Raw genomic sequence first — 25,025 nt, 5'->3', positions numbered from 1 at the left:
TCCTGCCCTTGGGCTTAACGGAACTGACGCAGGAAACGCAGGTCGTTTTCGAAGAACATGCGCAGATCTTTCACGCCGTAGCGGAGCATGGCCAGGCGTTCAACGCCCAGACCAAAGGCAAAGCCACGATATTCTTCGGCATCAATACCGCAATGCTCGAACACTTTCGGGTGCACCATGCCGCAGCCCATCACTTCCAGCCACTTGATGCTGCCGTCTGCTTCCCGGCCCCACTCGATATCCACCTCCGCGGAGGGCTCGGTGAACGGGAAATACGACGGACGAAAACGTACTTTCAGATCACGCTCGAAGAACACCCGCAGGAATTCTTCCACCGTGCTTTTCAGATCCGCAAAGCTGACGTTCTTCTCAACCAGCAACCCCTCCACCTGGTGGAACATGGGGGTGTGAGTCATATCCGAATCGCAGCGGTACACGCGGCCCGGGCAGATCATCCGGAATGGCGGCTTGCCGGCTTCCATGGTACGGATCTGAACCGGAGAGGTATGGGTCCGCAGCAGAGTGCCGGGATTGAAATAGAAGGTATCGTGCATGGCACGGGCCGGGTGATGCCCGGGAATGTTCAGCGCTTCGAAGTTATGGTAGTCATCTTCGATTTCTGGCCCCTGCTCCACGCTGTAACCGGCGCGGGCAAAGATCTCTTCAATACGCTGCAGGGTGCGGGTGACCGGGTGCAAGCCCCCCAGGTCCTGGCCACGGCCGGGCAAGGTCACATCAATGGATTCGCTGGCCAGCTTCGCCTCTATGGCGGCTGTCTCAAGATCTGCCCTGCGCGCATTGATAGCTTGCTCAACCTGCCCCTTGGCTTCATTGATCTTCTGGCCGGCGGCAGGACGCTCCTCCGCAGAGAGTTTACCCAGGGTTTTCGCCTGCTGGGTGATCACCCCCTTCTTGCCGAGGTATTCCACGCGAATTTGATCAAGTGCCTGAAGGTCGCTCGCGTTTTCTACCGCGTTCAACCCGTCCTGAACCAGTTGCTCCAGGTTTTCCATTGACCCTGCTCCAAACCAGAAATGGGGTAGGTTAAAACAAAAATAGGGGAAGAGCGTGCCCTTCCCCTATCAGAGGGCGCATTCACGATGACATGAAGCACCCGGATCGATCAGTAATCGATGAAAGAGCTTAAGCGATCACAGGGATGCTTTGGCCTTCTCAACCACAGCGGCAAACGCCTGCTGCTCGTTCATGGCCAGATCAGCCAGAACCTTACGATCGATTTCAACATTCGCCTTCTTCAGGCCAGCGATCAGACGGCTGTAAGACAGGCCGTTTGCACGGGCGCCAGCGTTGATACGGGCAATCCACAGAGCGCGGAAAGCGCGCTTACGGTTGCGACGGTCACGGTAGGCGTACTGACCAGCCTTGATAACCGCCTGCTTGGCAACGCGGAATACACGACTACGAGCGCCGTAGTAACCCTTGGCCTGCTTGAGAATCTTCTTGTGACGACGACGTGCTACCACGCCACGCTTTACACGAGCCATACTTTAATCCTTCTACCTTTACTTTCTAAGGAACGTTTCGCGCGGCTGGATCAGCACGCGGTCATGCGCTTGATAGATGCAACATCCGACTTGGCGATGAGCTTGGTGCCGCGCAGCTGACGCTTACGCTTCGGGCTCTTCTTGGTCAGGATGTGACTGGTGAAGGACTGCTTGTGCTTGAAGCCGGTGGCGGTCTTCTTGAACCGCTTGGTAGCTCCGCTTTTGGTTTTCATCTTCGGCATTTTTAAAACTCCGCATTCTATTATGAATAAAAACAACTGTGCCCCTGAACGACAAATCCCCCGCCGCTGCGGGGGACCCGTGCTGGGATCAGGTTCACTTCTTCTTGCGGGGAGCCACGATCATGGTCATCTGCCGGCCTTCCATTTTCGGCCGCATCTCAACCGTTGCAAGTTCTTCGATGTCGGTTTCAATCCGAGCCATGAGTTTCATACCAATTTCCTGGTGTGCCATCTCACGGCCGCGGAACCGAATCGTGATCTTGCCGCGATCCCCGTTCTCAAGGAAACGTACCAGGTTGCGTAGTTTGACCTGATAATCCCCTTCTTCCGTTCCTGGTCGGAACTTCAGCTCTTTGACCTGCGTCTGCTTCTGCTTTTTCTTGGCAGCCGCCTTGGCCTTTTTCTCTTCAAAAATTTTCTTGCCGTAGTCCATTATCTTACAGACGATCGGATCGGAATCCGTAACCTGCACCAGATCAAGGGTGGCTTCTTCCGCCATGCGGATCGCGTCCTCGATGGGTACTATCCCGACCTGATTGCCTTCGGCATCAATCAGACGGACTTCAGTTGCGTCAATGTTCTCATTGATAGGCGCTTTTGGAGTACGCCCACCCCGATTCGTTCGCTGTTTAATAATCAGATCTCCGTTTTGTTTCTGCCTTTTCGGTCGACGTCAGCTGCAAGCAGCTGTTCAAACTCGTCGACAGACATGGTGCCCAGATCTTCGCCTTTGCGAGTTCTTACTGCAACGGCGTTGTTCTCGATTTCTTTATCGCCAACAACGATCAGGTAGGGAACCTTGTTAAGAGTATGCTCGCGGATTTTAAAGCCGATCTTCTCGTTTCTCAAGTCAGCATTAACCCGATAACCCAAAGAATCCCACTTTTTGGCCAGATTCTGACAATAATCACGCTGGTTATCGGTAATATTCAGCACCGCAACCTGTGTCGGAGCAAGCCACGTGGGGAATGCGCCTTCGTATTCTTCGATCAGTATACCGATAAACCGCTCAAAAGACCCGAGAACCGCCCGATGCAGCATAACGGGAGTTTTCCGCTCGGAATTATCGGCCACATATTGGGCACCCAGGCGGCCCGGCATTGAGAAATCTACCTGAATGGTACCACACTGCCACACCCGGCCGAGACAGTCCTTCAAGGAATACTCAATTTTGGGACCATAGAAGGCACCCTCACCCGGCAACAACTCCCAATCAACCCCCTCGCGGTTCAGGGCTTCTTCAAGGGCAGCCTCCGCCTTGTCCCAGACCTCATCCGAACCTACGCGCTTCTCCGGACGAGTGGACAATTTGTACAGAATCTCGGTAAAACCGAAGTCCTCGTATACTTCGTGCAGCATTTTCATGAACGCCGACACTTCTTCCTGGATGGCGTCTTCTTCACAGAAGATGTGGGCATCATCCTGAGTGAATCCACGCACCCGCATCAGGCCATGAAGAGCCCCGGAGGCTTCATTTCGGTGGCATGAGCCGAACTCTGCCAGGCGCAGCGGAAGGTCCTTGTAGCTTTTCAGACCCTGATTGAACACCTGTACGTGGCACGGGCAGTTCATGGGCTTGATGGCGTAATCGTGCTTCTCGGACTCGGTGGTGAACATGCCATCCTTGAACTTGTCCCAGTGCCCGGATTTCTCCCAGAGCGTGCGTGACACCACCTGCGGTGTCTTGATTTCCTTGTAACCATGCTGGTGCTGTTTGCCCCGCATGTACTGCTCAATCTCCTGGTACAGGGACCAACCATCCGGATGCCAGAACACCATGCCGGGGGCTTCTTCCTGCATGTGGAACAGGCCAAGCTTCTTGCCAATCTTGCGGTGGTCCCGCTTTTCGGCCTCTTCCAGGCGATGCAGGTAGGTTTTCAGGTCTTTCTTGTTGCCCCAGGCGGTCCCGTAGATACGCTGCAACTGCTCGTTGCTGGTATCACCGCGCCAGTAGGCACCCGCCACCTTGGTCAGCTTGAAGGCTTTCAGCTTCCCGGTACTGGGCACGTGAGGACCACGGCAAAGATCAATGAAATCACCCTGGCTGTAGAACGAGAGATCTTCTTCACCGGGGATATCCTCGATGATCCGAACCTTGTATTCCTCACCCATTTTTTCAAACAGTTTGACCGCTTCCTCCCGGGACATGATGGAACGGGAGACCGGCAGGTCCTGTTTGGCGAGTTCTTCCATACGCTTTTCGATGCGCGCCAGGTCTTCGTTGGTAAACGGGCGCTCGTATTTGAAGTCGTAGTAGAAACCGTTTTCGATCACCGGCCCGATGGTTACCTGGGCGCCGGGGAACAGATCTTGTACCGCCATGGCCATAAGGTGTGCCGTGGAGTGGCGAATCACGTCTACGCCGTCTTCATCGCGCTCGGTTACGATGGCCAGATCCACATCGTTTTCGATCAGGTAGCTGGTATCCACGAGTTTGCCATTCACTTTTCCAGCCAGGGCGGCCTTGGCAAGGCCTGCACCAATATCGGCGGCCACATCATGAACGGTAACGGGTTCGGCAAAACTGCGATGACTGCCATCCGGCAGGGTAACGACGGGCATGATTCTCTCCTGATGGTTTCTCAGCGGTGATCTATACCAAAGATCACATGGTGGCCGGGCTCCGTGATACAAACCACGGGCCGGTTTGAGGGCGAGTCTAACAGAAAAAAACCCGGCAGCAACGCCGGGTTTTTACTAAGTGCCATGAGCTTTACGCCGTTTGAGGTGATGCGTCCTCCCTTGCTTTGCGCTTGAGCTGGCCAAACGCCACCAATCCAAGCAACAACAGCGCGGGAATAAACATCAATTCCCTCGGTGGCCGGTCGAGCTTTGCCTGAACTGCTTCGATATTCCAACCAAACTCAATACCGGCATCTTCCGCAGCGCTGCCAAAATCCACAAAATTCACCGCCAGCACGTCACCCTGATCGGACACGTCCAAACCGACGGCTGAGAGCCGTTCCTCCGCTGACCCACCAGCCGGAATATCGAGCTGAACATAAGTGGTCACGTCACTGCCATCCAGCCCCATGCCCGATACCCGGAAAACCGTTGTGTCATCAACCGGCACCGTCTCGACGTACTCCATAATCGCACTGCCCTGCCGCTCTTCATAAGGCGGATAGATCATGTCCCACCAGAACCCGGGCCGGAACAAGGTGAAGGTAATCAACAGCAACAGCAGGCTTTCCCACTTGTAGCTGCGGGTAAACCAGAAACCCTGTGTCGCGGCGGAGAACACGAGCATGGCCGTTACCGCGCTGGCCACGGTAATCAGCAGGTCGACCCACCCGGTCAGGCCAATCAGCAACAACTGGGTGTTGAAGATAAACATGAACGGCAGGATGGCGGTACGGATATCGTAGGTAAAACCCTGAATACCCGTTCGGATGGGGTCTGCGCCCGAGATAGCCGCCGCCGCGTAGGCGGCCAGACCCACGGGCGGCGTATCATCCGCCAGTATCCCGAAATAGAACACAAACAGGTGAACCGCAATAAGCGGCACGAGCAAGCCATTCTGGGCGCCGAGGGTAACGATGACCGGCGCCATCAGTGTCGATACCACGATGTAATTAGCCGTGGTGGGCAAGCCCATCCCCAGTATCAGGCTGATCACTGCGGTGAAGATGAGCATTAACAGCAGATTCCCCCCGGAGAGGAACTCTACAAACTCTGTCATCACCAACCCGATGCCGGTGAGGGTTACTGTGCCAACCACGATGCCAGCGGTGGCCGTGGCAACACCAATGCCCACCATGTTGCGAGCGCCGGTGGCCAAAGAGTGCGCCAGATCAACAAAGCCACTGACAAACTCACGGAGCACCTGGCCGCGGCTGCGGAAAAGTGTTTTCAGCGGGCGCTGTGTTATCACGATAAAGATCATGAACAGGGTCGCCCAGAACGCAGACAACTGCGGCGAAAAGCGCTCTACGGTGAGGCACCAGACAAGCACCACCACAGGCAGGAGATAATAAAGGCCGGTTTTGACGGTGGGGCCCACCTCAGGCAATGCGCCCATCGCCTTTTCGGGATCATCGACTTCCAGCTCGGGAAACCGGGTGGCATAGCCAACCAGACCCACATAGACCGCAACAAGCAGCGGCCCAAGCACCCAGGGCGCCGCCTCGCCAAGAACATCCTTGGTCCAGCCCACACCATAGTAAACCGCAAAGGTGAGCACAATCAGGCCGATCAGAATCACCACCCAATTCAGCATTCGCTGTGCCAGGGAGGGACGGTTCGGCCGCTCCATGCCTTCCATCTTCAGCTTGCAAGCTTCAAGGTGAACAATGTAAATCAATGCCACGTAGGAAATCAGAGCCGGCAGAATGGCGTGCTTGATCACTTCCAGGTAAGAAATGCCCACGTATTCAACCATCAAAAACGCGGCAGCGCCCATGATAGGCGGTGTGAGCTGCCCATTGGTGGACGCAGCAACCTCGACAGCACCCGCTTTGGTAGCCGGAAAGCCAACACGCTTCATCAGCGGGATGGTAAACGTGCCCGTGGTGACCACATTGGCAATCGATGAGCCAGAAATAACACCACTCAAACCACTGGACACCACCGCAGCTTTCGCCGGGCCACCACGCATATGGCCAAGCATGGCGTAGGCCACCTTGATGAAGTAGTTGCCGGCTCCGGCACGTTCAAGCAACGCACCAAAAAGTACGAATAGAAACACAAAGCTGGTGGATACACCCAACGCCACCCCGAAAACACCTTCGGTACCCAGCCATTGATGAGACGCCAGCTTGTTGAGGCTGACACCCTTATGGGCAATGACATCCGGCATGTAAGGGCCAGCAATCGAGTAAGTGATGAACACCGCCGCTACAATGGTCAGCGGCAGGCCAAGGGCCCGCCGAGTGGCCTCAAGCAACAACACCAGGCCACTGAGCGCAACCCACAGATCCATGGTAATCGGCGCACCCGGACGGGTAGAAAGTTCGTTATAGAACACGAAAAGGTAAGATGCGGAGAAAGCAGCCGCAAGCGCCAGCACCCAGTCGTAGACTGGCACTTTGTTGACATGAACCCCTTTGATCATGGGGAAAGCAGAGAAGGCCAGGAAAACCGCAAAGGCCAGATGAATGGAGCGGGCTTCCGTGGAATTGAAAATACCGAAGTTCAGAATGAACGGTAGCGGTGATGCAATCCAGAGCTGAAACAAAGACCAGCAAAGGGGCACGATAAACAGGATGACAGATGCCGGTCCGGTGAGAGCCCTGCCTCCGGTTTCTGTCTGCAACAGCTGATCGACCTTGGCGGCGTCAACACCCGCCCCGGTACCGGGGTCGTTCTTCGCCATAGAATGTACCTGTGATGGGAGATAACCTGGTTGGAATCAGCAGGGCGGGCCGGACGCCCACCCTGCCGGCGACGTGCCGGATCAGTCGATCAGGCCAGCCTCACGATAGTACTTGGCGGCACCCGGATGCAGAGGCGCACTCAGGGCGTCAGAGACCATCTCTTCCTTCTTCAGGTTACCGAACGCAGGATGCAGGCGCTTGAAGCTGTCAAAGTTCTCAAAGACCGCTTTAACCACTTCATAAACCACATCGTTTGCCACATCGGTTGATGACACAAAGGTTGCTGCCACACCGAAAGTGGTTACGTCCTGGTCAGACCCACGGTACATTCCACCCGGAATAACCGCCTTCCGGTAGTACGGGTTGTCGTCAATCAGTTTCTTGCTGGCCGCGTTATCCACGTTTACCAGGACACTGTCGCAGGAGGTGGTGGCTTCCTTGATGGCACCGGAGGGGTGGCCAACGGTGTAGAAGAAAGCATCAATGTTGCCATCACACAGAGCCTGGGACTGCTCCGCCGCCTTGATTTCCGCCGCCAGGGCGAACTTGTCCATACCCCAGCCCATTTCGTTCATCAGAACCTCGGCGGTGGCACGCTGACCGGAGCCCGGGTTGCCTACAGATACCCGTTTGCCTTCAAGGTCTTCAAAGGTCTTGATACCGGAGCCTTTGCTCGCCACTACGGTGAACGGCTCAGGGTGCAGAGAGAAGACGGCGCGAAGTTTTTCGTTTTTTCCGGCATCTTCAAACTGGCTGGTACCGTTGTAGGCGTGGAACTGCCAATCGGACTGGGCCACCGCCAGATCAAGCTCACCACCGCGAATCGCGTTCAGGTTGTACACGGAGCCACCGGTACTCTCGACCGAACAGCGAATACCGTGTTCTTTTCGGTCCATATTCACCAGACGGCAGATAGCACCGCCGGCAGGGTAGTAAACACCGGTCACGCCGCCAGTACCAATGGTCACGAAGCGCTGTTCCTGTGCGGAAACGGCTGTCGATGCGGCCCCTAGGCTCACGGCGGCAGCAACGGCAAACGCGGACGCTTTCAGTTTTAGTGTCATGTGTGCTCTTCCTTCTCTTCTTGGTCTTTATTGTCAGTTGCCCGGCTCAAAGTGCGGGCAAACATCCCGGTCGTCTAAGAACATAGACCACTTCGGGCCATAAATAAAGAATGCATTAGCTCGCTAACCGTCTGACCCAGCAACAAAAAAGCCCGCGAGTGCGGGCTTTTTTGCAGTTCTGGCGATTATTTCGCCGCTCTTGCCTTGGCAAGCATTTTGTCCGGGCGCAACAGGAAGCGCGCCAACGCAGGCAGCAACCAAATGGCGCCCACCATGTTCCAGAGGAACATGAAGAACAGCAGGAAGCCCATATCCGCCTGGAACTTGATCGGCGAGAAGATCCAGGTCACCACACCAAGACCCAGAGTCACACCGGTGAAGATAACCGCCTTACCGGTTGAGCGCAGAGTCTCGTAATAAGCATCCTGGAGCGTCTTGCCCTCCAGCAGGAACTTCTCAAGCTTGCTGTAGATATAGATACCGTAGTCGACACCGATACCTACCCCCAATGCGATCACCGGCAGGGTCGCCACTTTGATACCAATACCCGAGACCGCCATGATTGCCTCACACAGGATGGAGGTCAGGCCCAACGGAATCACGATACAGGCCACCGCGCGGATCGACCGGAACGTCAGGAAACACAGCAAGCTCACCACGCTGTAGACCAGCAGCAACATGATGTCCTTGGCATTGGCAATAACTTCGTTGGTAGCGGCCTCAATACCGGCGTTACCTGCGGCGAGCAGGAAAGTGTGCTCGTCGTTGTTGAAGTTATCGGCAAACTCCTCAACACGGTCAACCACGGTCTGCAGGGTTTCCGCCTTGTGGTCTTCCAGGAACACCAGCACCGGCGTCAGATCACAGGTGGTGTTGATCAGGCCTGCCGGGGCCTCACGAATGGAAGCGTTGATGATGGTCTGGTTACGGGAGATCTCGTACCACTTCCAGCTACCCTCGTTCAGGGCCTTGGTCACCATCTTGGAAACATCCGCCAGGGAAGCAGAGCTCTGCACACCCGGGGTGTTCTGCAGCTCCCACTGCAGGCGATCCATCGCACGCAATACGTTGTACTGGGTGCACTGCTCTTCCTGGGTTTTCACCATCACCACCAGGACGTCAGCACTGGTGGAGTAATTGTTGATGATGAAGGAGTTATCCTTATTGTAGCGGGAATCCGGGCGCAGCTCCGGCGCACCCTCGTCCAGGTCACCAACCTTCAGGTCCTGCTTGTAGTAAAGACCCAGGCCAAGACCAATCACCGCAATCAGCAGGGAAATCGGCGCAACACCCGGATGAGAGAAGTACGACATGACCCGCCATTTGCGGTCCTGTTTTTCCCCGTGATTCTGCACATGCCGGACACCACCCTTCGAGATACCGATGTAAGACATGATCAGTACATGCAGCACCAGGTTGGTGATGATCACGAACGCCACACCCAGGCCGGCCGCAATAGCCAGATCCCGGATTACGTCGATTTCGATAAACACCAGGGTCAGGAAGCCGAAGGCATCGGAAATCAGGGCCAGCATGCCCGGAATATACAGGGCCCGGAACGCGAGCCTGGCTGAGGTAATGGCATCGAACCCTTTGCCTGCTTCAACCGCCATGGCGTTGACAATCTGAACGCCGTGACTGATACCGATCGCAAAGACCAGGAAAGGAACCAGCACCGAGTATGGGTCCAGCCCGTAGCCCAGCAGCTTGAGAGTACCGAGCTGCCAGAACACGGCAATAATCGACGTGAACACCGGCACCAGGGTGCCCGCAATGCAGCGGGAGTACCAGAACAACAGCAGCGTGGTCAGCAGGATGGTGATCCCCGCAAACCAGGCAATGGAGGCAATACCCTCAATCAGATCACCCACTTTCTTGGCGAAACCGACAATGTGGATATTGACGTTAGGATTTTCCGCTCCGTACTTATCGCGAATCTTTTCTTCGAGCTGTCGTGAGAACTCACCATAATCCAGCGCTTCGCCGGTTTCCGGGTTCTTCTCGTACAGTGGCGCGTAAACGATGGTGGAACGGAAGTTATCGGAAATCAGGCGCCCTACTTCGTTGGAACGCAGGATATTCTGACGTAATTGCTCCAGGCTTTCACGGGAACCGTCGTAGCCATCAGGAATGACCGTACCACCCTGGAAGCCCTGTTCTGTTACCTCTACCCAGCGTACGTTGGAAGTCCACAGGGACTTGAGGCCGGAACGGTCTACCCCATTCAGGTAAAAGACCTCGTCAGTAATCTGCTGCAGGGTTTCCATGTACTCGGCGGTAAAGATATCGCCTTCTTCCACGGCCACCGCAATCCGGACAAAGTTACCCAGGTTCTCCAGATCGTCCCGATGCTCGAGCATATTGACGATGTAAGGATGCTCAAGCGGAATCATCCGCTCAAAGCTCGCGTCTGGCTGAATCTTGACAGCGTTGTAGCCAAGGAACAGCGTCAGAATGAAAAACGCAACCAGGATCGGTGCCCGGTTATTGAAAATCAGCCGCTCGAGAAACGGCTCCGCCTTTGGCGTTGTCAGGTAATGTTCACCCCTGTCGTGCATCGGGTTAGACATTAAAAAGCCCCTCTATCCATTAATCTGTTGATGCCACACCAGGGCGTTAATTCGGATTCCGACCACGAGCGTCGGTGAACTTGACACCGCCCTCGCCAACCAGAAGAAGATTGGTTCCTTGCAGGGGAACAACGGCCATCACACCTTCCCGATCGTTCCGGAAGTACACCCGGAAGCTCTCGCCGCCATTGGTACTCATAAGCACGGCGCCACCATTGCCCACCAGGGTAATCCTGCCGTCATCTGCAACCGCACCGTTATTAATGGTTGCACCGCCCTCGTTGGGAACCACCGTCCAGCTGCGGCCAAGGTCGGTCGAGCGGAAGGTGTTGCCCCGCAGACCAAACGTCAACACTTCGTTAACCTGGCCAGTACCCATAACCCCAAACAAAGACCCCTCATAGGGGCTTTCACGGCGTTCCCAGGTATCGCCACCGTCCACCGACACATGGATCTGCCCGGCTTCACCAACCGCTACCAGGGCACCACCGGTAACCTGAGTGATGCTATTGAGGTGAAAGTTCTGAGGATTATCCAGGTTCGGCGCCCAGTCTTCCCAGTTTTCGCCGCCGTCCTGGGTTCTCAGGATCATGCCGTAAGCACCTACCACAAACCCGTGGCTGTCATCTTCAAACCAGACATCCAGGAACGGGTTTACCGGCCCGACATCCTGGTCTGCCTGCATGTTCTCAAGAGTAAAGAACAGGTCGTCAAGCGCCCACTCCAGATCCGCTTTCTCATCGTCTTCAGCCTGTTCGATCTGTTCTTCCAGTTCGGCAATTTGAGACTGCTTGCTTTCAATAGCCAGGGTTGAAGCCTGATTACCGTCCAGCTGCAAGGTCCAGTTCTCTCCACCGTCCGACGAATGCAACACCACGCCGCTATGACCAACCGCCCAGCCGTGCTGTTCGGTGCCAAAATCCACGGCGTTGAGTGTCAGGGACACGGGAACAGCGCCCTGAACCCAGGTGTGTCCCTCATCGTCCGAGAAGATCACATGCCCACGCTCTCCAACGGCAACAATCCGCTCACCAGCACGCGTTGCGTCATTCAGCAACGATTCCGGCGCCAGCAGTGTCGGGCGGGAAGGAGTTTCAAGAATATCTGGCACCGCAAATGCCGCGGGGGCTGCCAGTACCATGGAGAACCCCAGACAGGCAGACCCCAGTGTCTCGCATATGAACCTATTAGCCATTCAAATTGCCTTTACGTTGATTGTATCTTGTTGCGTTATCCCTGAGCCTCGCAGAAGCACAAACAAACCGGCAGCCATAAGGCCGCCGGTATATCTGGCACTACTACTGCCACTCCGGGATCAGACTGTGCGCCGAGTCCTTAGCGCACACTCCGCCGACGCAGCGAGGCCGGTGAGAAATAACGTTTATTCGGTACATCGTCGGTAAACACCCGAGTACCGGATTCTTCCGTATCCAGACCCAGCACGTGGTAACGGCGAGCCTGAAGGTCGTGGTACACGTCCAGCACTGTCCACACGCCGGGCAGCTCATAATAGTTCTTGGGGATACCCATGGTCACGCGCCACAGCTCTCCACGACCGTCGTACTGGTCCAGCAGCACGGTGTTCCAGCTGTCCGCATCCACATAGAAACGACGCTTGCCGTATATGTGCCGCTCGCCCTGCTTGAGGGTGGCTTCTACCACGTGCACGCGGTGCAGCTCCCAGCGGGTCAGATCAGGATTCAGATGGGAAATACCCAGAATCTCGGAATACGGTGTGCCTTTTTCGCCAATCCGGTAGTTGTTATAAGGGATGTATATTTCCCTCATACCCTCGTAGTTCCAGTTGTAGCGATCCATGGCACCGTTAAAGATATCGGTGTCATCCGCGGTGCGCAGGTTATCGGCCGCCGCGATCGGGGAATCGTACCCGAGGTTAGGGGCACGGCGAACCCGCCGCTGGCCAGCATTGTAACCCCAACCGTTGCGAGGGTTGATAATCTGGTTGAGTGTCTCGTGAATCAGAATGGCACCGCCGGCAAGGCGGGGCGGAGACTGGGTGAACGAGAGGTAGTAGAAAATGATGTTATCGAGATCGGCTTCGCCGCCTTCCGGGTTGTAGAAGTTAAAGAAAGCTTCCTGCTGCGAGGTCACCAGTCCATAATCACCGTTGGTCTGAACCGCCACTTCACTGGAACGACGGGTAACGGAAATACCGCGCCACCGGGTCAGATGGTTCCAGACCACCTGCCAGGCTTTTTCTTCATCGGTACCGTGCAGGATCGGGAACGGGTAACCGCCAAACGCTCCGCTCAAGCCCTCGGCCTGTCCGACAATTTCCGCGTTGACTGCGTTCTTGCGGGTATTCTCGGCAACCCAGTCGGGCACGGCATGGGTGCGGCGCGACTGGTACACCGGAATACGGAATGTGGTTGGGTAGGTACGGAGCATGGCCCTGACGCCATCGGTCAGGTACTCGTCGTACTGCTCCATGTTGGAGGCGGTAATCGTGAACAACACCTGATCGTCCGGGAACGGGTTGATGTGGTGCTGCCCACTGCCTTCGTAACCAGCCGGGGGCTCTGTCAGCCCGCCAGTCCAGGCAGGAATGGTACCAGCTTCATTGCCAGCCTTGATGGACCCGAAGGGCGTCAGGTCCTGACCGAGGCGGTTTGCCTCAGCGGCAGACACACCGGCGTGAACCGGTGCAGCTGCAAACGAAAGCGCAAGCAGCCCGCCCAAAAATGCGTTCTTGTTGTATCTCATTGTGCAACCTTAAATCCGTCTGGGAGCCTCTACAGGGCTTTATTGTTATGGTCTGACGTAATCGCAGACTTTCCATCAGATTAGCCGATTGAGCAACATTGTCTATCGACCGAAAGTGCGATTTTGTATCTGGCTGTGACGACGGCTTTACAATCACAGCCAGGGTACGAGCCTGGGTCAGTCCGCCAGGCTCTTGTGAACCACCTCGTACACGTCTCGTGAAAGCTCGTTTTTGTCACGAATCCGCTCAAGGGCGGTCTTCATCTGACTGCTGTATTGCGGTGAAAACTTCTTCCACCGGGTAAGCGGAGACACCAACCGGGCAGCAATCTGCGGGTTGCTGTCGTCCAGTCGACACACCTGGTCCGCCAGGAACCGGTAACCACTGCCATCCGGTTTATGGAAAGCTGCCAGGTTCTGGCCAGCAAACACCCCGACCACAGAACGCACCTTGTTGGGGTTCTTCCAGTCGAAGGCCGGATGCTCCAACAACGCCTGGATCTGCGGCAACTGCCCTGCCCGGTCGCTGGACGCCTGCACCGAGAACCAGAGTTCAACCACCTGCGGGTCATCCTGGAAACGCTCGAAGAATTCTGCCAGGGCCCTGATCCGATCCGATTCAAAACCGGAATTCACCAGGGCACGCAAGGCGCCGAGCCGGTCCGTCATGTTATCCGCCTGCTCAAACTGCTCAACGGCCAGCGCCCGCCCCTGCTCATCATCAATGTGCAGCAGCCACGCCAACGCTGTATTACGAAGGCTGCGACGGGCGATGGCACCCGGCGTCAGCTGATAATCGCCCTGACCAGCGTTGCGCTGATAACAGGCCAGCAGGTCATCGCGGAGCGCCTGGGCCAGATGCGTCAGAACCTGCTCCCGGGCGTCATGAATGGCCGGCACGTCGGCCTGCTCGGAAAGCTCGATCAGATAGGCTTCCGAAGGCAACAGCAGCATCTTGGCCACAAGCGCCTGGTCCAACTCGGTATCGTTCAACAACAGGCGATAGGCTTCCACCAGCCGTGGTTCAATTTCCGTGCCCTGAGGCGCGTCAACCAATGACTGGATAACATCGACCGCAAGTTTCTGGCCAGCATCCCACCGGTTAAAGCCATCCGGATCATGACTCATCAGGAACAACAGCTGTTCGCGGGCCCATGGGTAATGAACCCTCACCGGGGCGGAAAAATCCCTCAGCAACGACGGCACCGGCCGCTCCTTGAGTCCATGGAACTCAAAGCTGTGTTGCGTCTCAGTCAGTTCAAGCACCCGCTCAGCGGGACCGTTGCTGTCCTCCGCCCCCATGTTCAGAGGCAGCGGCTGCCCTTCGGAATCAAGCAGGCCGATCGCAAACGGAATATGCTGCGGCTTTTTCCCGGACTGTCCGGGCGTATCCGGAATCGACTGCCGGATATCCAGTCGATACACACCTTGTGCCTCATCGTAATGATCCGCTACCGCCAACACCGGCGTGCCCGCCTGCTCGTACCACAAACGGAACTGGCTCAGGTTGCGCCCGGAGGCATCTTCCATTGCCCGAACAAAGTCATCGGTAGTGACGGCCTGGCCGTCGTGGCGGCCAAAGTAGAGGTCACTGCCCTTCCTGAACAGCTCGGCGCCGAGCAGATTGTGAATCATCCGCACCACTTCTGCGCCCTTTTCATAGATGGTCAGGGTGTAGAAGTTGGAGATTTCCATGTACGACGCCGGCCGAACCGGATGCGCCATGGGGCCGGCATCTTCGGCGAATTGAGCGGTGCGCAGCAGGGTAACGTCTTCAATGCGCTTGACGGTGGGCGAGCCCATATCCGCCGAGAACTGGGAATCCCGGAATACCGTAAAGCCTTCTTTCAGACTCAGCTGGAACCAGTCCCGGCAAGTAACCCGGTTACCGGACCAGTTATGGAAATACTCATGGGCAACAATGGCTTCGATACGCTGGAAAGCGGCATCCGTAGCCGTGTCCTGGCTGGCCAGCACGCAGGATGAATTGAAGATGTTCAGGCCCTTGTTTTCCATGGCCCCCATATTGAAATCATCCACTGCTACGATCATGAAGATATCAAGATCGTACTCACGGCCATACACCTCTTCATCCCAGCGCATCGAACGCTTGAGCGCATCCATAGCGTAATCGCACTTGCGGGCATTGCGCGCCTCAACGTAGATGCGCAAATCGATATCGCGACCAGAAACAGTGGTAAACGTATCCCGTTTCTCGACAAGGTCGCCCGCCACCAGCGCAAACAGGTAGGCCGGTTTGGGGAACGGATCTTCCCAGGTCACAAAGTGACGGCCGTTCTCTAGGTCGCCCTGCTCAATGGGGTTACCATTGGAAAGCAACACCGGGTAGGCAGACTTATCGGCTTCAACGCGGGTCTGGAAGCGCGCCATCACATCCGGCCGGTCCGGATAATAGGTGATACAGCGGAAACCTTCGGCCTCGCACTGGGTGCAGAACATGCCCGATGACTTGTACAGGCCCTCCAGGCGGGTATTGTTCTGCGGCTCTATCCAGGTGACGACCGCCAGCTCAAACGAATCCGGCACCACTGGAATCACCAGCTTGTCACCCTCGTTCTGATACTCGCCACTGGCCAGCGGCTGACCGTTCAGGGACAGAGTCTCCAGGGTCAGACCGTCACCATCCAGCTCCAGTGGCGTGCCACTCTGCCCGGCCGCGGGGTTCTGGCGCATGGACAAGGTACTGTGCACCCGCGCGCCGTCCTCGAACAATTCAAACCTCAGGCTTACATGGTCCACCAGATACGCCGGCGCCTGGTACTCGCTCAGGTAGATGGTTTGTGGCTGGTTGGTACGCATTCACACTCTCCAGACAGTAGACTTCCGCGCTCAGTCAAGAACCCGGAACCGGACTTCGTATCCGGTAAATTTTCGAATATTGATCACACCGGTATCGAGCATCAGGTACTGGCCCTTGATGCCTTCCAGCCGCCCTTCCACATCCGGTGACTTGTCCAGATTATGCGTTTTCACTTTAGACGGCCACACCTGAACCGGATAACCAAGCCCCAGTGAGGCCTCGTCCACAACTCGCAAACTGTCTTCGCCATGGGTTCGCCGCAGGTCTGCCAGATCAGGCTCTATCACTGCCAGCAGCCTCTGGCGCTCCTGCACCAGGTCCAGCTCCGGCACATCGCCTTTGAGCATTGCGCGCCAATTGGTCCGATCCGCCACATGGCTCTTGCACGCCACTTCCACCAGACCGGACAGGTAACGGCTGGCTACCCGCAGCATGGGAATGGCTGTCACCGCGCCCTGGTCGATCCAGCGAGTCGGCACTTGCGAGCCCCGGGTAATACCCACCTTCAAGCCACTGGAATTGGCCAGGTAGACCACGTGCTCCACCATGCAATTCGCCTCGCCCCACTCGGGCTCCCGGCAGGTACCCAGATGGTAATGGCACTTCTCAGGACTCATGATGCAACTGTCACAGGCAGCGAGTTTGCGGAAACAGGGATAACAGTAGCCCTGGTTGAAACTCTTCTTGGTGGTGCGGTCGCAGTGGATGCAGCGAATCACACCGTCAAAGTCCAGTCGCACCTTCTGGCCAATCAGGTCATTCAGGGGAATGCGGGTGTCACCCACGGCCAGAGTGTAGGCCACCGGATCGCCGGCTTGCGCCGGCATCTTACGCAAGCGGCCGGTTACATCAATTGACTCGCTCAAACCTTGACCTCGACGAACTGGTCTGGATCCACATCGTTGCCGTTCTGGCGATCTTTACGAAACTGCACGGATGGATCACAGGCGGTACCGGCTTTCTCGCCCCGGTCCAGATAGCCCACCCGCTGCTCTTCGGGCACATTGTGTTTGTTCTCGTAATAGATAACCGCTTCCAGGCTGATTTCCCGCTGCTCTCGGGTCATTGCCCTTCCATCAGGCCATTTACCAAGCTCGATAGATTGCTTGAGGTTCCGGTATACAGTCGGATCCAGCCGTTCAATGAGTTCGTCGTAGGTCATTACCCACCTCCTGAAAAATCATTCATAAAAAAATCGGCAAATCCGTTTGACAGATGGAAATGATAACAATTATCATTATCTCGCCAAATGACGACGGTCGTATCATTTGGTCTCTCTCATCAGGAGCTATAAGCTCTTTTAATGCCCCACCCTTTGGTGGGGCTTTTTTATGCCTTCACCGAAACCGCCCCCGGGCGGGCATCACCGCTGCCAACGCCAGACCACCCACAAAGCCTCCCAGGTGAGCCTCGTTAGCCATCCGGCCCAGGCCAATCATTTCCGGGATAGGCGTAAAGCCGATCACCATCCACACCAGGGCAAAGGTGACCAACGCAGGTGGAAACTGGAATCTGGGCCGGCGTTGCTGGCTCAGCCAACAGTAACCAAGGATGCCATAAACGACACCCGACAAACCTCCGAACAGGGGGCCAGACACCAGATACTGCAACAGATTGGCGGACAGACTGGTTACCAGGAACAGCGCCACCAGGCGGGCGCGACCATCAATCCATTCAATCTGGCTGCCCAGAAACCAGAGCATGACCGAGTTGAAAATGATGTGGGTCCAGCTGAAATGCAGGAAATCCGGTGAAATCAGGCGCCACAACTGCCCGCCTGCCACTGTCGCAGAAAGCGCATCCAACCTCCCGCCCAGGGAACTGAACAGGTCCCAGGAATAGTGCCTCGGATCGACGATCATCATGGCCGCGGCCAGGGGGTTCTGCCCCATGGATGTCAGCCACACCATGGCAACGGCGATGCCGATCACGCTCACAACAAACGGTGCATGCCGGGGAGCCGGCTGCCAGCGCCCGCTGGGGGTAATCGGAGATGATGTATGTTGGTCCAAACTAACCTCGCTGATACTTAGCGCGCCACGCTGTCTTCACTGGTGGGATAATCCGGCTGCTCGGGACGATCCACCTCTACCCAGACAAACTTGTCGCGGGAAAGTGCCTTTTCATCATCCAGCCGATAGGCCACCAGCTTGCCGTACTTTACGGCGCTGTAATCGATACAGGCCACATTCGACTTCAAAGGTGCCGGCTCACCATCCATCCAGTAATGCCCGACGAAGACCGGCGGCGCATCCAGCGGATAAGTAATCAGTTGTTTACGCTCATCCTCCCGCAAGCTCATGGACGCCACTTCCGGTGGTAATGGGTCTGGCTGGAACACCACATCGGCGTATGTTTGTGGGTTGTCGGCCCAGAACTTGGTGCGGAAGAATTCCCGAACATAGCCATCCCGCCCCGTAATCTTGACCCCTGGCGGCAGGCGCAAGTCAGTGCCACGCAACAAGGTGTCCATCACCTGGCCGGCGAAAGATTCGATGGCGGCCGAGGCATGAAGAAAGTCTTCATCAATACAGGCACCGCCCTGATTCTGCCGGAACTTGTCTATCAGATCCTGATCCCAGCAAGCATGCACCACCCGGAAGTGCTCCTCTTCGATAAACAGCGGAATGGTGTAAAACCACTCCAGAAAATCGTTCCACTCGTGGGGATACGCATCGAACTGCTCAAGAGTTTCCTTGATCAGGCGGTCATGGCGAGGGTTGTGTTCGCGCAGGAATTGCTTGCCACTGCCCGGCCGCGCCCGGGTGCAGTAGCCGAGGGCATTGTATTCATGGTTGCCCATAACGATGCGGGCGGCACCGTGCTCCACCATATCCCGCACCAGATGCAGGGCCTCACGGATTCTTGGGCCCCGATCGATGATGTCGCCAATAAAAATGGCCTGGCGCCGGGGATGCTGGTAAATGCCGTTCTGTTTACGATACCCCATCTGCTGGAGCAACCGCTCCAGGGTGTGGGCGCAACCGTGAATGTCACCAATAATGTCGTAACCGCGGCTCGCGGTTGAAGTCTGTCCCGCCATAATCAACTCGCTGCTATTTCGCTTGCCCAACCCAGCTTGTCACGGCAGGTGGCATAGAAATTGTGATCGGTCGGGTGGATCAGACGGATCTTGAACGGCTTTTTGGTAATTCGGATGATATCCCCGGGCGCACAGGCAATGTTCATCTGGCCATCAAAGCTGACTTGCGGGTAGGTTTCGTTGGTTTCACCAATCACCAGTTTGATTTCACTCTTGCCATCGACCACGATCGGACGACTGCTCAGGGTATGCGGGAACATGGGCACCAGCACCACAGCATCCAGTTTCGGGTGCATGATGGGACCACCTGCTGACAGGGAATAGGCGGTTGAGCCGGTGGGCGTGGCAACAATCAAGCCATCGGAACGCTGGCTGTAAACAAAGTGGCCATCAATGTAGAGGTCAAAACCGATCATCCGGGTAGACTTACCGGGGTGCAGCACCACATCGTTCAGGGCAGAACCGTAGCCCAGGGGCTGGCCATTACGTTCCACATGGCCATCCAACAGGAACCGCGATTCCTCGATATATTCACCCTCAAGCACCCGGGCCAGGCGCTCTTCGAGGTCAGATGGAGAAATATCCGTCAGGAAGCCCAGGCGGCCGCGGTTAACTCCCAGAATCGGGATCTTGGATTTGGCCAGTTCACGGGCAGCCCCCAGCAAACTACCGTCCCCGCCCACGACAATGACCAGGTCGCAGATTTCGCCCAGCAGTTTTTTGCTGGCGACCTGCAGGCCATGGCCCGGAATCATGGTGGAGGTATCTTCCTCGATGATGACGTGGTAGTTGTTGGCCGTCAGGTACTGCTTGAGCTGCCGCAGAGACTCAACCACCTTGACGCTGCCCATGCGCCCGACAATGCCGATATTCCTGAACTGATCCATGAAGTATCCCGTGGTGTCTGAATGAGACAGGAAAGGCATGGCCCCTCCTGTTCTGTAACGAACAGAGCCACAGTTTAACGAATCTCAGGCAGATACTGAAAAAAGATCCGCGTCAGGACCGGTGCTGTTCGCAATGATCATCTACCCCTGGCTGGAATTCCGCCGGCTGGGTTACCCGCATGATCGGCTCACCGCAGGCATTTCCGTCACTATCCACGTGGCGGCAAACCGGGTGTTCGTAGTGTGCCAGCCAGTCTTTGTAGGCCGGCTCGTTCATACCGCAACGCTCGGCGGCATAGGCCACCGGATTGCCAAAATAGGTATCGATATCGTCGTAAGGCAGTGTGATATGGCCCACGCCGGGATGATAGGCAACCAGGAATACGGACTGGCTCTGCAACTGTTCCAGCAGCGAATCCTCGGGTGGTACCTGGTGTCGAAGCTCGTGGTTTTCCTGCTCAAGGGCAACAATTTTGTCATCCCGAAGCTCCAGCTCACGCTGTTTGCGCTCCAGCTGTTCATGCAGCAGAACGGTCTCGGCGTCAGCATGAACGTCCTTACGCTGGCGGGCGTCGCCCTCCGCCATTTTTTCCTGCATGGAGAGATATTGCTCGTTGCGCTGAGCCAGGCGCTGTTTGAGCTGTTCATTGCTGATCCGGGTGCGTTCGTATCGCTGTTCCAGATCTGACATTTCGCTGCGCAAAGCCTGCATTTCGAGGCGATGCTCACGCTGGAGGTCAGCCAGGGAATCCCGATGCACACTTTGGAGGGTTTTGATCCTGAGCCGCTGTTCACGGAGGATCTGGGCAACACGGGCCCGGTCACGGTTATCCTCGACGGGCTGCTCCACACTCGCCGCGGTCAGGACCGGAATATTCTCTTCTTCCGGTTCCACCTTCTGGAAACGCAAAGCGTTGGCGTCAACCGCTTTGCGGATCAACTGGAAGTGGTTACTGCCCGGTGTCATGTCCGGGTCCCAGAGTTCCTGGGCAAATGCCGGATCAGGACACTGGCTCCTACAAACCAGCCGGATAGCACCGCCGCCCATATCCGGTCCCTTGGCGCCTTTCTCTGCCAACGCCTCGATAGGCACGTTCCAGTGACTGTCGGCCCGCCCCTCATCATCAAACCAGATACGGAAGAAAACCAACGACCGAACCGTCAACTCCGGTGAAAGGTTGACCAGCACCGCCCGAACATCTGTCTCGGCAAGATCAGATAGGCCAACATAGCCGTCCAGAAACGCGCCAAATTCAGACAACCGCATCTGCCGGGCAACCTGACTGCCCTCCATAAAGAAAACCGCCGAATACCCGTCGGCTGCCTGCCCGGCATTAACCATTCACTTTCTCCATGCTTCGGAAAACTCTTGTTATGGACGCCCGATGCGGGAAGAGAGTTCCATCCCCCTCCCGCTCTTCAACTCCATAGTCTAGCCAGACCTTAACCGAAACACAGAGAAAAACTGCAACGTTTTGTGATCAGATCTCCGCTGCCAGGCGGCTACCCTGATCAATGGCCCGCTTTGCATCCAGCTCTGCCGCCACATCGGCACCACCAATCAGATGCACCGGCAAACCGGCTGCTTCCAGGCCTGCGTGCAGCTCACGCAGCGGCTCCTGACCAGCACACACGATGATGGTATCCACCGGCAACACTTTATCCTCGCCCTGCTCGGCACCTTTCGGTGTAATGGTGATGTGCAGGCCTTCGTCATCAATCTTGCGATAGCTGACGCCGGGCACCATCTGCACGTTGCGGTGCTTGAGAGAGGTACGATGAATCCAGCCGGTGGTCTTGCCCAGGTTCTTGCCAACTTTCGAGGCCTTGCGCTGCAGCAGGTAGACCTCCCGCGCAGGCTCAGGCACCTGAGGCTGAACACCCTGAATACCGCCACGGTGCTCAACCGTGAGATCCACGCCCCACTCCTTCATGAAGTGCTCGGTGTTCAACGAAGGCGATTCACCCTTGTGGACGATGAATTCAGACACATCGAAGCCGATACCACCCGCACCGATGACAGCAACCTTCTGACCAACCGGCTTACGCTCCAACAACGCATCCAGGTAGCCAATCACCTTCGGGTGATCAATACCTTCGATCTCCGGTGTGCGTGGCTCCACGCCAGTGGCCAGGACCACCTCATCAAAGCCACCGGCCTTGAGGTCCTCTGCCGTAACGCGGGTATTGAGCCGAATATCAACGCCATGTTTGTCGAGCATCACCCGGAAGTAGCGCAGGGTTTCGTAAAATTCTTCCTTGCCCGGAATGCGTTTGGCCACATTGAATTGACCGCCCACCTCGCTACCGGCGTCAAAGACGGTGACTTTATGTCCACGCTCCGCGGCAACCGAGGCAAACGCCAGGCCTGCGGGACCAGCACCAACCACCGCAACCGACTTCGGCGTAGCCGTCTTCACATACGCCAGTTCGGTTTCGTGGCAGGCGCGGGGATTGACCAGGCAGGACGTCAGCTTGCCGCTAAACGTGTGATCAAGACAGGCCTGGTTACAGCCGATGCAGGTATTGATCTCCTCGGCGCGGTCTTCCGCCGCCTTGAGCACCAGGTCAGCGTCCGCCAGGAAGGGGCGGGCCATGGACACCATATCCGCATCACCTTCTGCCAGAACCTTCTCGGCAACGTCCGGCATGTTGATCCGGTTGGTGGTTACCAGCGGAATACTGACTTCACCCTTGAGGCGGGCCGTTACCTTGGTGAAGGCGCCACGGGGCACGGATGTGGCGATGGTCGGCACACGGGCCTCATGCCAGCCGATACCGGTGTTGATAATGGTGGCGCCAGCCTTCTCGATTTCCTTGGCCAGGTGCACCACTTCTTCCCAGGTGCTGCCGTCTTCGATCAGATCGAGCATGGAAAGGCGATAAATGATGATGAAGTTTTCGCCCACGCGCTCACGAACCCGGCGAACGATTTCAATGGGCAGGCGAATGCGGTTCTCGTAACTGCCACCCCACTGATCGGTGCGGTGGTTGGTGTGTTTGACAATGAACTGGTTAATGAAATAACCCTCGGAACCCATGATCTCCACGCCGTCGTATCCAGCGCGCTGAGCCAGGGCAGCACAGTTCACGTAGTCGTCGATCTGCTTCTGGATGCCGGCTTCGTCCAGCTCTTTGGGCTTGAACGGATTGATCGGCGCCTGGATAGCCGAAGGCGCGACCAGCTCAGGGGAATACGCGTAACGGCCCGCATGCAGGATCTGCATACAGATTTTGCCGTCAGCCTCATGCACCGCCTGGGTAATCACCTTGTGCTTGTCAGATTCTTCCTCTGTGTTCATCTTGGCGGCGTGCTGGAATACCGCACCTTCGGTATTCGGGCCGATGCCACCGGTTACGATCAGGCCAACGCCACCAAGGGCACGCTCGGCGTAAAACGCAGCCAGACGCTCGAATCCGTTTTTCACTTCCTCCAGGCCGGTATGCATGGAACCCATCAGTGTGCGGTTACGCAGGGTGGTAAAGCCAAGGTCCAGTGGTTCAAGCAGGTGCGGGTACTTGCTCACGCCCGGTGATGCAGCCATTGGTAATCTCCTCATCGATTGTAGGATCGGGCAACCATCGCGCCCGTTGTTATGGCCCTACACTACCCAGCTCCCGCCAGCGCAACAATATCCAAAAAGAACATTTTATTATCCCTGGACAACACCGATAATACGATCATGACCAATGCATCCAGACCCAACCAGAATTCGCTGGGCGACATCAGCCTGCTCTATGCTTCCGTGTTGCTGCGTGCCACTGAGGCCGAGGGAGGCGATGCCGAAAGGCTAAAATCCCAGTTCCATCTTAACGACCCTGAGCTGGCCGCGCCGGAAGGACGCATCAGCATTCCCAGGTTCATGCGCCTGGGCCAGGCTGCCATCGCCACAACGGGCAACCCCGCCCTGGGCCTGCGTATGGGCGCCCTGACCCGCCCCATCGACGCCGGCATTGCCGGCCTGGCCGCAGAAACCGCCAACACCGTACACCAGTCCCTTGCCACACTGGTACGGTATGCTCTGTTAAGCAGCCGGAACTCCAGAGGCGAGCCAAGTCTGGCGGCTGAACACCGTAAGGCCTGTTTCTATTCGATCAGTCCATACAACCAGTACAACTACTTTGTCGTGGACTCCATCCTTGCCGCCTGGACCCAACTGATCAGACACATGACCGGCCGTTACGACATCCTGGAACGGGTACGAATTGAGTATCCCTCGATCGGGCTGGACGAGGTATTCGAGAGCTGGTTTCGTTGCCCCGTGGAATTCGGCGCGAAGGAAAACTCGATTCGTCTGAAGGAGAGCGTTTGGCTTCAGGCACCGAGCCAGGCGCACCAAGGTATGCACGAAAAACTGACCGCCTGGTGTGAACAGGAGCTGCAGCAGATTCGCAAAGGCTGGAGTGTGGCTGACAGGGCCCGGTACCTGATGACGCCGTTATTGCGGGGAGAAACACCCACCATTGAAACCCTGGCCAACCGACTGGGAACAACGCCCTGGACACTGCAACGACAGCTTGCCAGTGAAGGAACCGGCTTTCGGGAGTTGCTGGACAACACTCGACGACAACTCGCACAAGACTATTTGCAGGAGACCAACAGTTCGCTTTCGGAAATCGCCTGGCTATTGGGATTCGCGAACCCACCAGCCTTCCACAAGGCCTATCGGCGCTGGTATGGCATAAGCCCGGGAGAATACCGGAAACACATCAAGGGAAGTAACTGAGGTAAAGCAAGGGGGGGATAAAAATGGCGGAGCGGACGGGACTCGAACCCGCGACCCCCGGCGTGACAGGCCGGTATTCTAACCAACTGAACTACCGCTCCGCGTTTGTTGCCTAACAGCCTGTTTG

General features: G+C 56.6%; 19 protein-coding genes and 1 tRNA gene. 1 reads left to right on the top strand and 19 read right to left on the bottom strand.

The features are described 5' to 3' along the window. Positions 1–14: 14 nt before the first annotated feature. From pheS to J122_RS07400, 18 genes are all read right to left on the bottom strand, one after another. A complete protein-coding gene (pheS, locus tag J122_RS07485; protein ID WP_061331702.1) occupies positions 15–1,013 on the bottom strand; it encodes a phenylalanine--tRNA ligase subunit alpha in 999 nt (332 codons plus the stop codon). Positions 1,014–1,151: 138 nt separating this feature from the next. Then, positions 1,152–1,505: a 50S ribosomal protein L20 gene (rplT, locus tag J122_RS07480; protein WP_022989373.1), complete on the bottom strand. Its 354-nt coding sequence runs from the start codon at positions 1,503–1,505 to the stop codon at positions 1,152–1,154. Between the two features lie 50 nt (positions 1,506–1,555). Next, the gene (gene rpmI, locus J122_RS07475) at positions 1,556–1,747 is read right to left on the bottom strand and encodes a 50S ribosomal protein L35 (protein WP_007151842.1); all 192 of its coding nucleotides are present in this window, start codon (positions 1,745–1,747) and stop codon (positions 1,556–1,558) included. 94 nt (positions 1,748–1,841) lie between these two features. Then, positions 1,842–2,387 (bottom strand): translation initiation factor IF-3, encoded by a 546-nt coding sequence (gene infC / locus J122_RS21110; protein WP_082780529.1) that lies wholly within the window; start codon positions 2,385–2,387, stop codon positions 1,842–1,844. Then, entirely contained in the window at positions 2,384–4,309 is a 1,926-nt protein-coding gene (thrS, locus tag J122_RS07465) for a threonine--tRNA ligase (protein WP_061331701.1), read from the bottom strand. Before thrS ends, infC begins: the two co-directional genes overlap by 4 nt. A 151-nt stretch (positions 4,310–4,460) precedes the next feature. Continuing rightward, a complete protein-coding gene (locus tag J122_RS07460) occupies positions 4,461–7,061 on the bottom strand; it encodes a TRAP transporter permease (protein ID WP_061331700.1) in 2,601 nt (866 codons plus the stop codon). Positions 7,062–7,142: 81 nt separating this feature from the next. Next, complete coding sequence (locus J122_RS07455) at positions 7,143–8,126, bottom strand: TAXI family TRAP transporter solute-binding subunit (RefSeq protein ID WP_061331699.1); 984 nt, start codon at positions 8,124–8,126, stop codon at positions 7,143–7,145. A 185-nt stretch (positions 8,127–8,311) separates the two neighbouring features. Beyond that, positions 8,312–10,696: an efflux RND transporter permease subunit gene (locus tag J122_RS07450; RefSeq protein WP_061331698.1), complete on the bottom strand. Its 2,385-nt coding sequence runs from the start codon at positions 10,694–10,696 to the stop codon at positions 8,312–8,314. A 46-nt stretch (positions 10,697–10,742) separates the two neighbouring features. Then, positions 10,743–11,891, bottom strand: a complete 1,149-nt coding sequence (locus J122_RS07445) for a WD40/YVTN/BNR-like repeat-containing protein (RefSeq protein ID WP_227510119.1) — start codon at positions 11,889–11,891, stop codon at positions 10,743–10,745. 140 nt (positions 11,892–12,031) lie between these two features. Beyond that, complete coding sequence (locus J122_RS07440) at positions 12,032–13,420, bottom strand: DUF1329 domain-containing protein (RefSeq protein WP_061331697.1); 1,389 nt, start codon at positions 13,418–13,420, stop codon at positions 12,032–12,034. A 177-nt stretch (positions 13,421–13,597) separates the two neighbouring features. Continuing rightward, positions 13,598–16,240: an aminopeptidase N gene (pepN, locus tag J122_RS07435; protein WP_061331696.1), complete on the bottom strand. Its 2,643-nt coding sequence runs from the start codon at positions 16,238–16,240 to the stop codon at positions 13,598–13,600. A gap of 30 nt (positions 16,241–16,270) precedes the next feature. After that, positions 16,271–17,107: a DUF2797 domain-containing protein gene (locus J122_RS07430; RefSeq protein ID WP_061331695.1), complete on the bottom strand. Its 837-nt coding sequence runs from the start codon at positions 17,105–17,107 to the stop codon at positions 16,271–16,273. After that, positions 17,104–17,403 carry a YeaC family protein gene (locus J122_RS07425; protein ID WP_058093123.1) on the bottom strand — a complete coding sequence of 100 codons (300 nt, stop codon included), beginning with the start codon at positions 17,401–17,403 and terminating at the stop codon, positions 17,104–17,106. Before J122_RS07425 ends, J122_RS07430 begins: the two co-directional genes overlap by 4 nt. Positions 17,404–17,578: 175 nt before the next feature. Then, a complete protein-coding gene (locus J122_RS07420; RefSeq protein WP_197463824.1) occupies positions 17,579–18,268 on the bottom strand; it encodes a rhomboid family intramembrane serine protease in 690 nt (229 codons plus the stop codon). A 2-nt stretch (positions 18,269–18,270) separates the two neighbouring features. After that, positions 18,271–19,284 carry a metallophosphoesterase gene (locus tag J122_RS07415; RefSeq protein ID WP_061331693.1) on the bottom strand — a complete coding sequence of 338 codons (1,014 nt, stop codon included), beginning with the start codon at positions 19,282–19,284 and terminating at the stop codon, positions 18,271–18,273. 2 nt (positions 19,285–19,286) lie between these two features. Next, positions 19,287–20,171: an NAD(+) kinase gene (locus tag J122_RS07410; protein WP_058093152.1), complete on the bottom strand. Its 885-nt coding sequence runs from the start codon at positions 20,169–20,171 to the stop codon at positions 19,287–19,289. Positions 20,172–20,283: 112 nt separating this feature from the next. Then, entirely contained in the window at positions 20,284–21,513 is a 1,230-nt protein-coding gene (locus J122_RS07405; protein ID WP_061331692.1) for a hypothetical protein, read from the bottom strand. Positions 21,514–21,652: 139 nt separating this feature from the next. Continuing rightward, the gene (locus tag J122_RS07400) at positions 21,653–23,716 is read right to left on the bottom strand and encodes an NADPH-dependent 2,4-dienoyl-CoA reductase (RefSeq protein WP_061331691.1); all 2,064 of its coding nucleotides are present in this window, start codon (positions 23,714–23,716) and stop codon (positions 21,653–21,655) included. A 138-nt stretch (positions 23,717–23,854) separates the two neighbouring features. Here J122_RS07400 and J122_RS07395 point away from each other — a divergent pair, with 138 nt between their 5' ends. Further along, positions 23,855–24,898, top strand: a complete 1,044-nt coding sequence (locus J122_RS07395; RefSeq protein WP_061331769.1) for an AraC family transcriptional regulator — start codon at positions 23,855–23,857, stop codon at positions 24,896–24,898. 24 nt (positions 24,899–24,922) lie between these two features. Here J122_RS07395 and J122_RS07390 read toward each other — a convergent pair. After that, positions 24,923–24,999: transfer RNA gene (locus J122_RS07390), tRNA-Asp, on the bottom strand. Positions 25,000–25,025 lie beyond the last annotated feature (26 nt).

Source organism: Marinobacter excellens LAMA 842 (genome assembly GCF_001574445.1).
GTDB classification, from domain to species: domain Bacteria; phylum Pseudomonadota; class Gammaproteobacteria; order Pseudomonadales; family Oleiphilaceae; genus Marinobacter; species Marinobacter shengliensis.
Note: the sequence above shows the minus strand (reverse complement) of the source record. Positions and strands in the feature narration are given on the sequence as shown.

Coding starts and splice junctions, on each gene's coding strand:
- J122_RS07415 (WP_061331693.1), bottom strand. CDS start 19,284: ATGGCGGGACAGACTTCAACCGCGAGCCGCGGTTACGACATTATTGGT.
- pheS (WP_061331702.1), bottom strand. CDS start 1,013: ATGGAAAACCTGGAGCAACTGGTTCAGGACGGGTTGAACGCGGTAGAA.
- J122_RS07400 (WP_061331691.1), bottom strand. CDS start 23,716: ATGGCTGCATCACCGGGCGTGAGCAAGTACCCGCACCTGCTTGAACCA.
- J122_RS07425 (WP_058093123.1), bottom strand. CDS start 17,403: ATGACCTACGACGAACTCATTGAACGGCTGGATCCGACTGTATACCGG.
- rpmI (WP_007151842.1), bottom strand. CDS start 1,747: ATGCCGAAGATGAAAACCAAAAGCGGAGCTACCAAGCGGTTCAAGAAG.
- J122_RS07410 (WP_058093152.1), bottom strand. CDS start 20,171: ATGGATCAGTTCAGGAATATCGGCATTGTCGGGCGCATGGGCAGCGTC.
- J122_RS07455 (WP_061331699.1), bottom strand. CDS start 8,126: ATGACACTAAAACTGAAAGCGTCCGCGTTTGCCGTTGCTGCCGCCGTG.
- J122_RS07445 (WP_227510119.1), bottom strand. CDS start 11,891: ATGGCTAATAGGTTCATATGCGAGACACTGGGGTCTGCCTGTCTGGGG.
- J122_RS07440 (WP_061331697.1), bottom strand. CDS start 13,420: ATGAGATACAACAAGAACGCATTTTTGGGCGGGCTGCTTGCGCTTTCG.
- thrS (WP_061331701.1), bottom strand. CDS start 4,309: ATGCCCGTCGTTACCCTGCCGGATGGCAGTCATCGCAGTTTTGCCGAA.
- pepN (WP_061331696.1), bottom strand. CDS start 16,240: ATGCGTACCAACCAGCCACAAACCATCTACCTGAGCGAGTACCAGGCG.
- J122_RS07395 (WP_061331769.1), top strand. CDS start 23,855: ATGACCAATGCATCCAGACCCAACCAGAATTCGCTGGGCGACATCAGC.
- J122_RS07460 (WP_061331700.1), bottom strand. CDS start 7,061: ATGGCGAAGAACGACCCCGGTACCGGGGCGGGTGTTGACGCCGCCAAG.
- J122_RS07405 (WP_061331692.1), bottom strand. CDS start 21,513: ATGGTTAATGCCGGGCAGGCAGCCGACGGGTATTCGGCGGTTTTCTTT.
- J122_RS07450 (WP_061331698.1), bottom strand. CDS start 10,696: ATGTCTAACCCGATGCACGACAGGGGTGAACATTACCTGACAACGCCA.
- rplT (WP_022989373.1), bottom strand. CDS start 1,505: ATGGCTCGTGTAAAGCGTGGCGTGGTAGCACGTCGTCGTCACAAGAAG.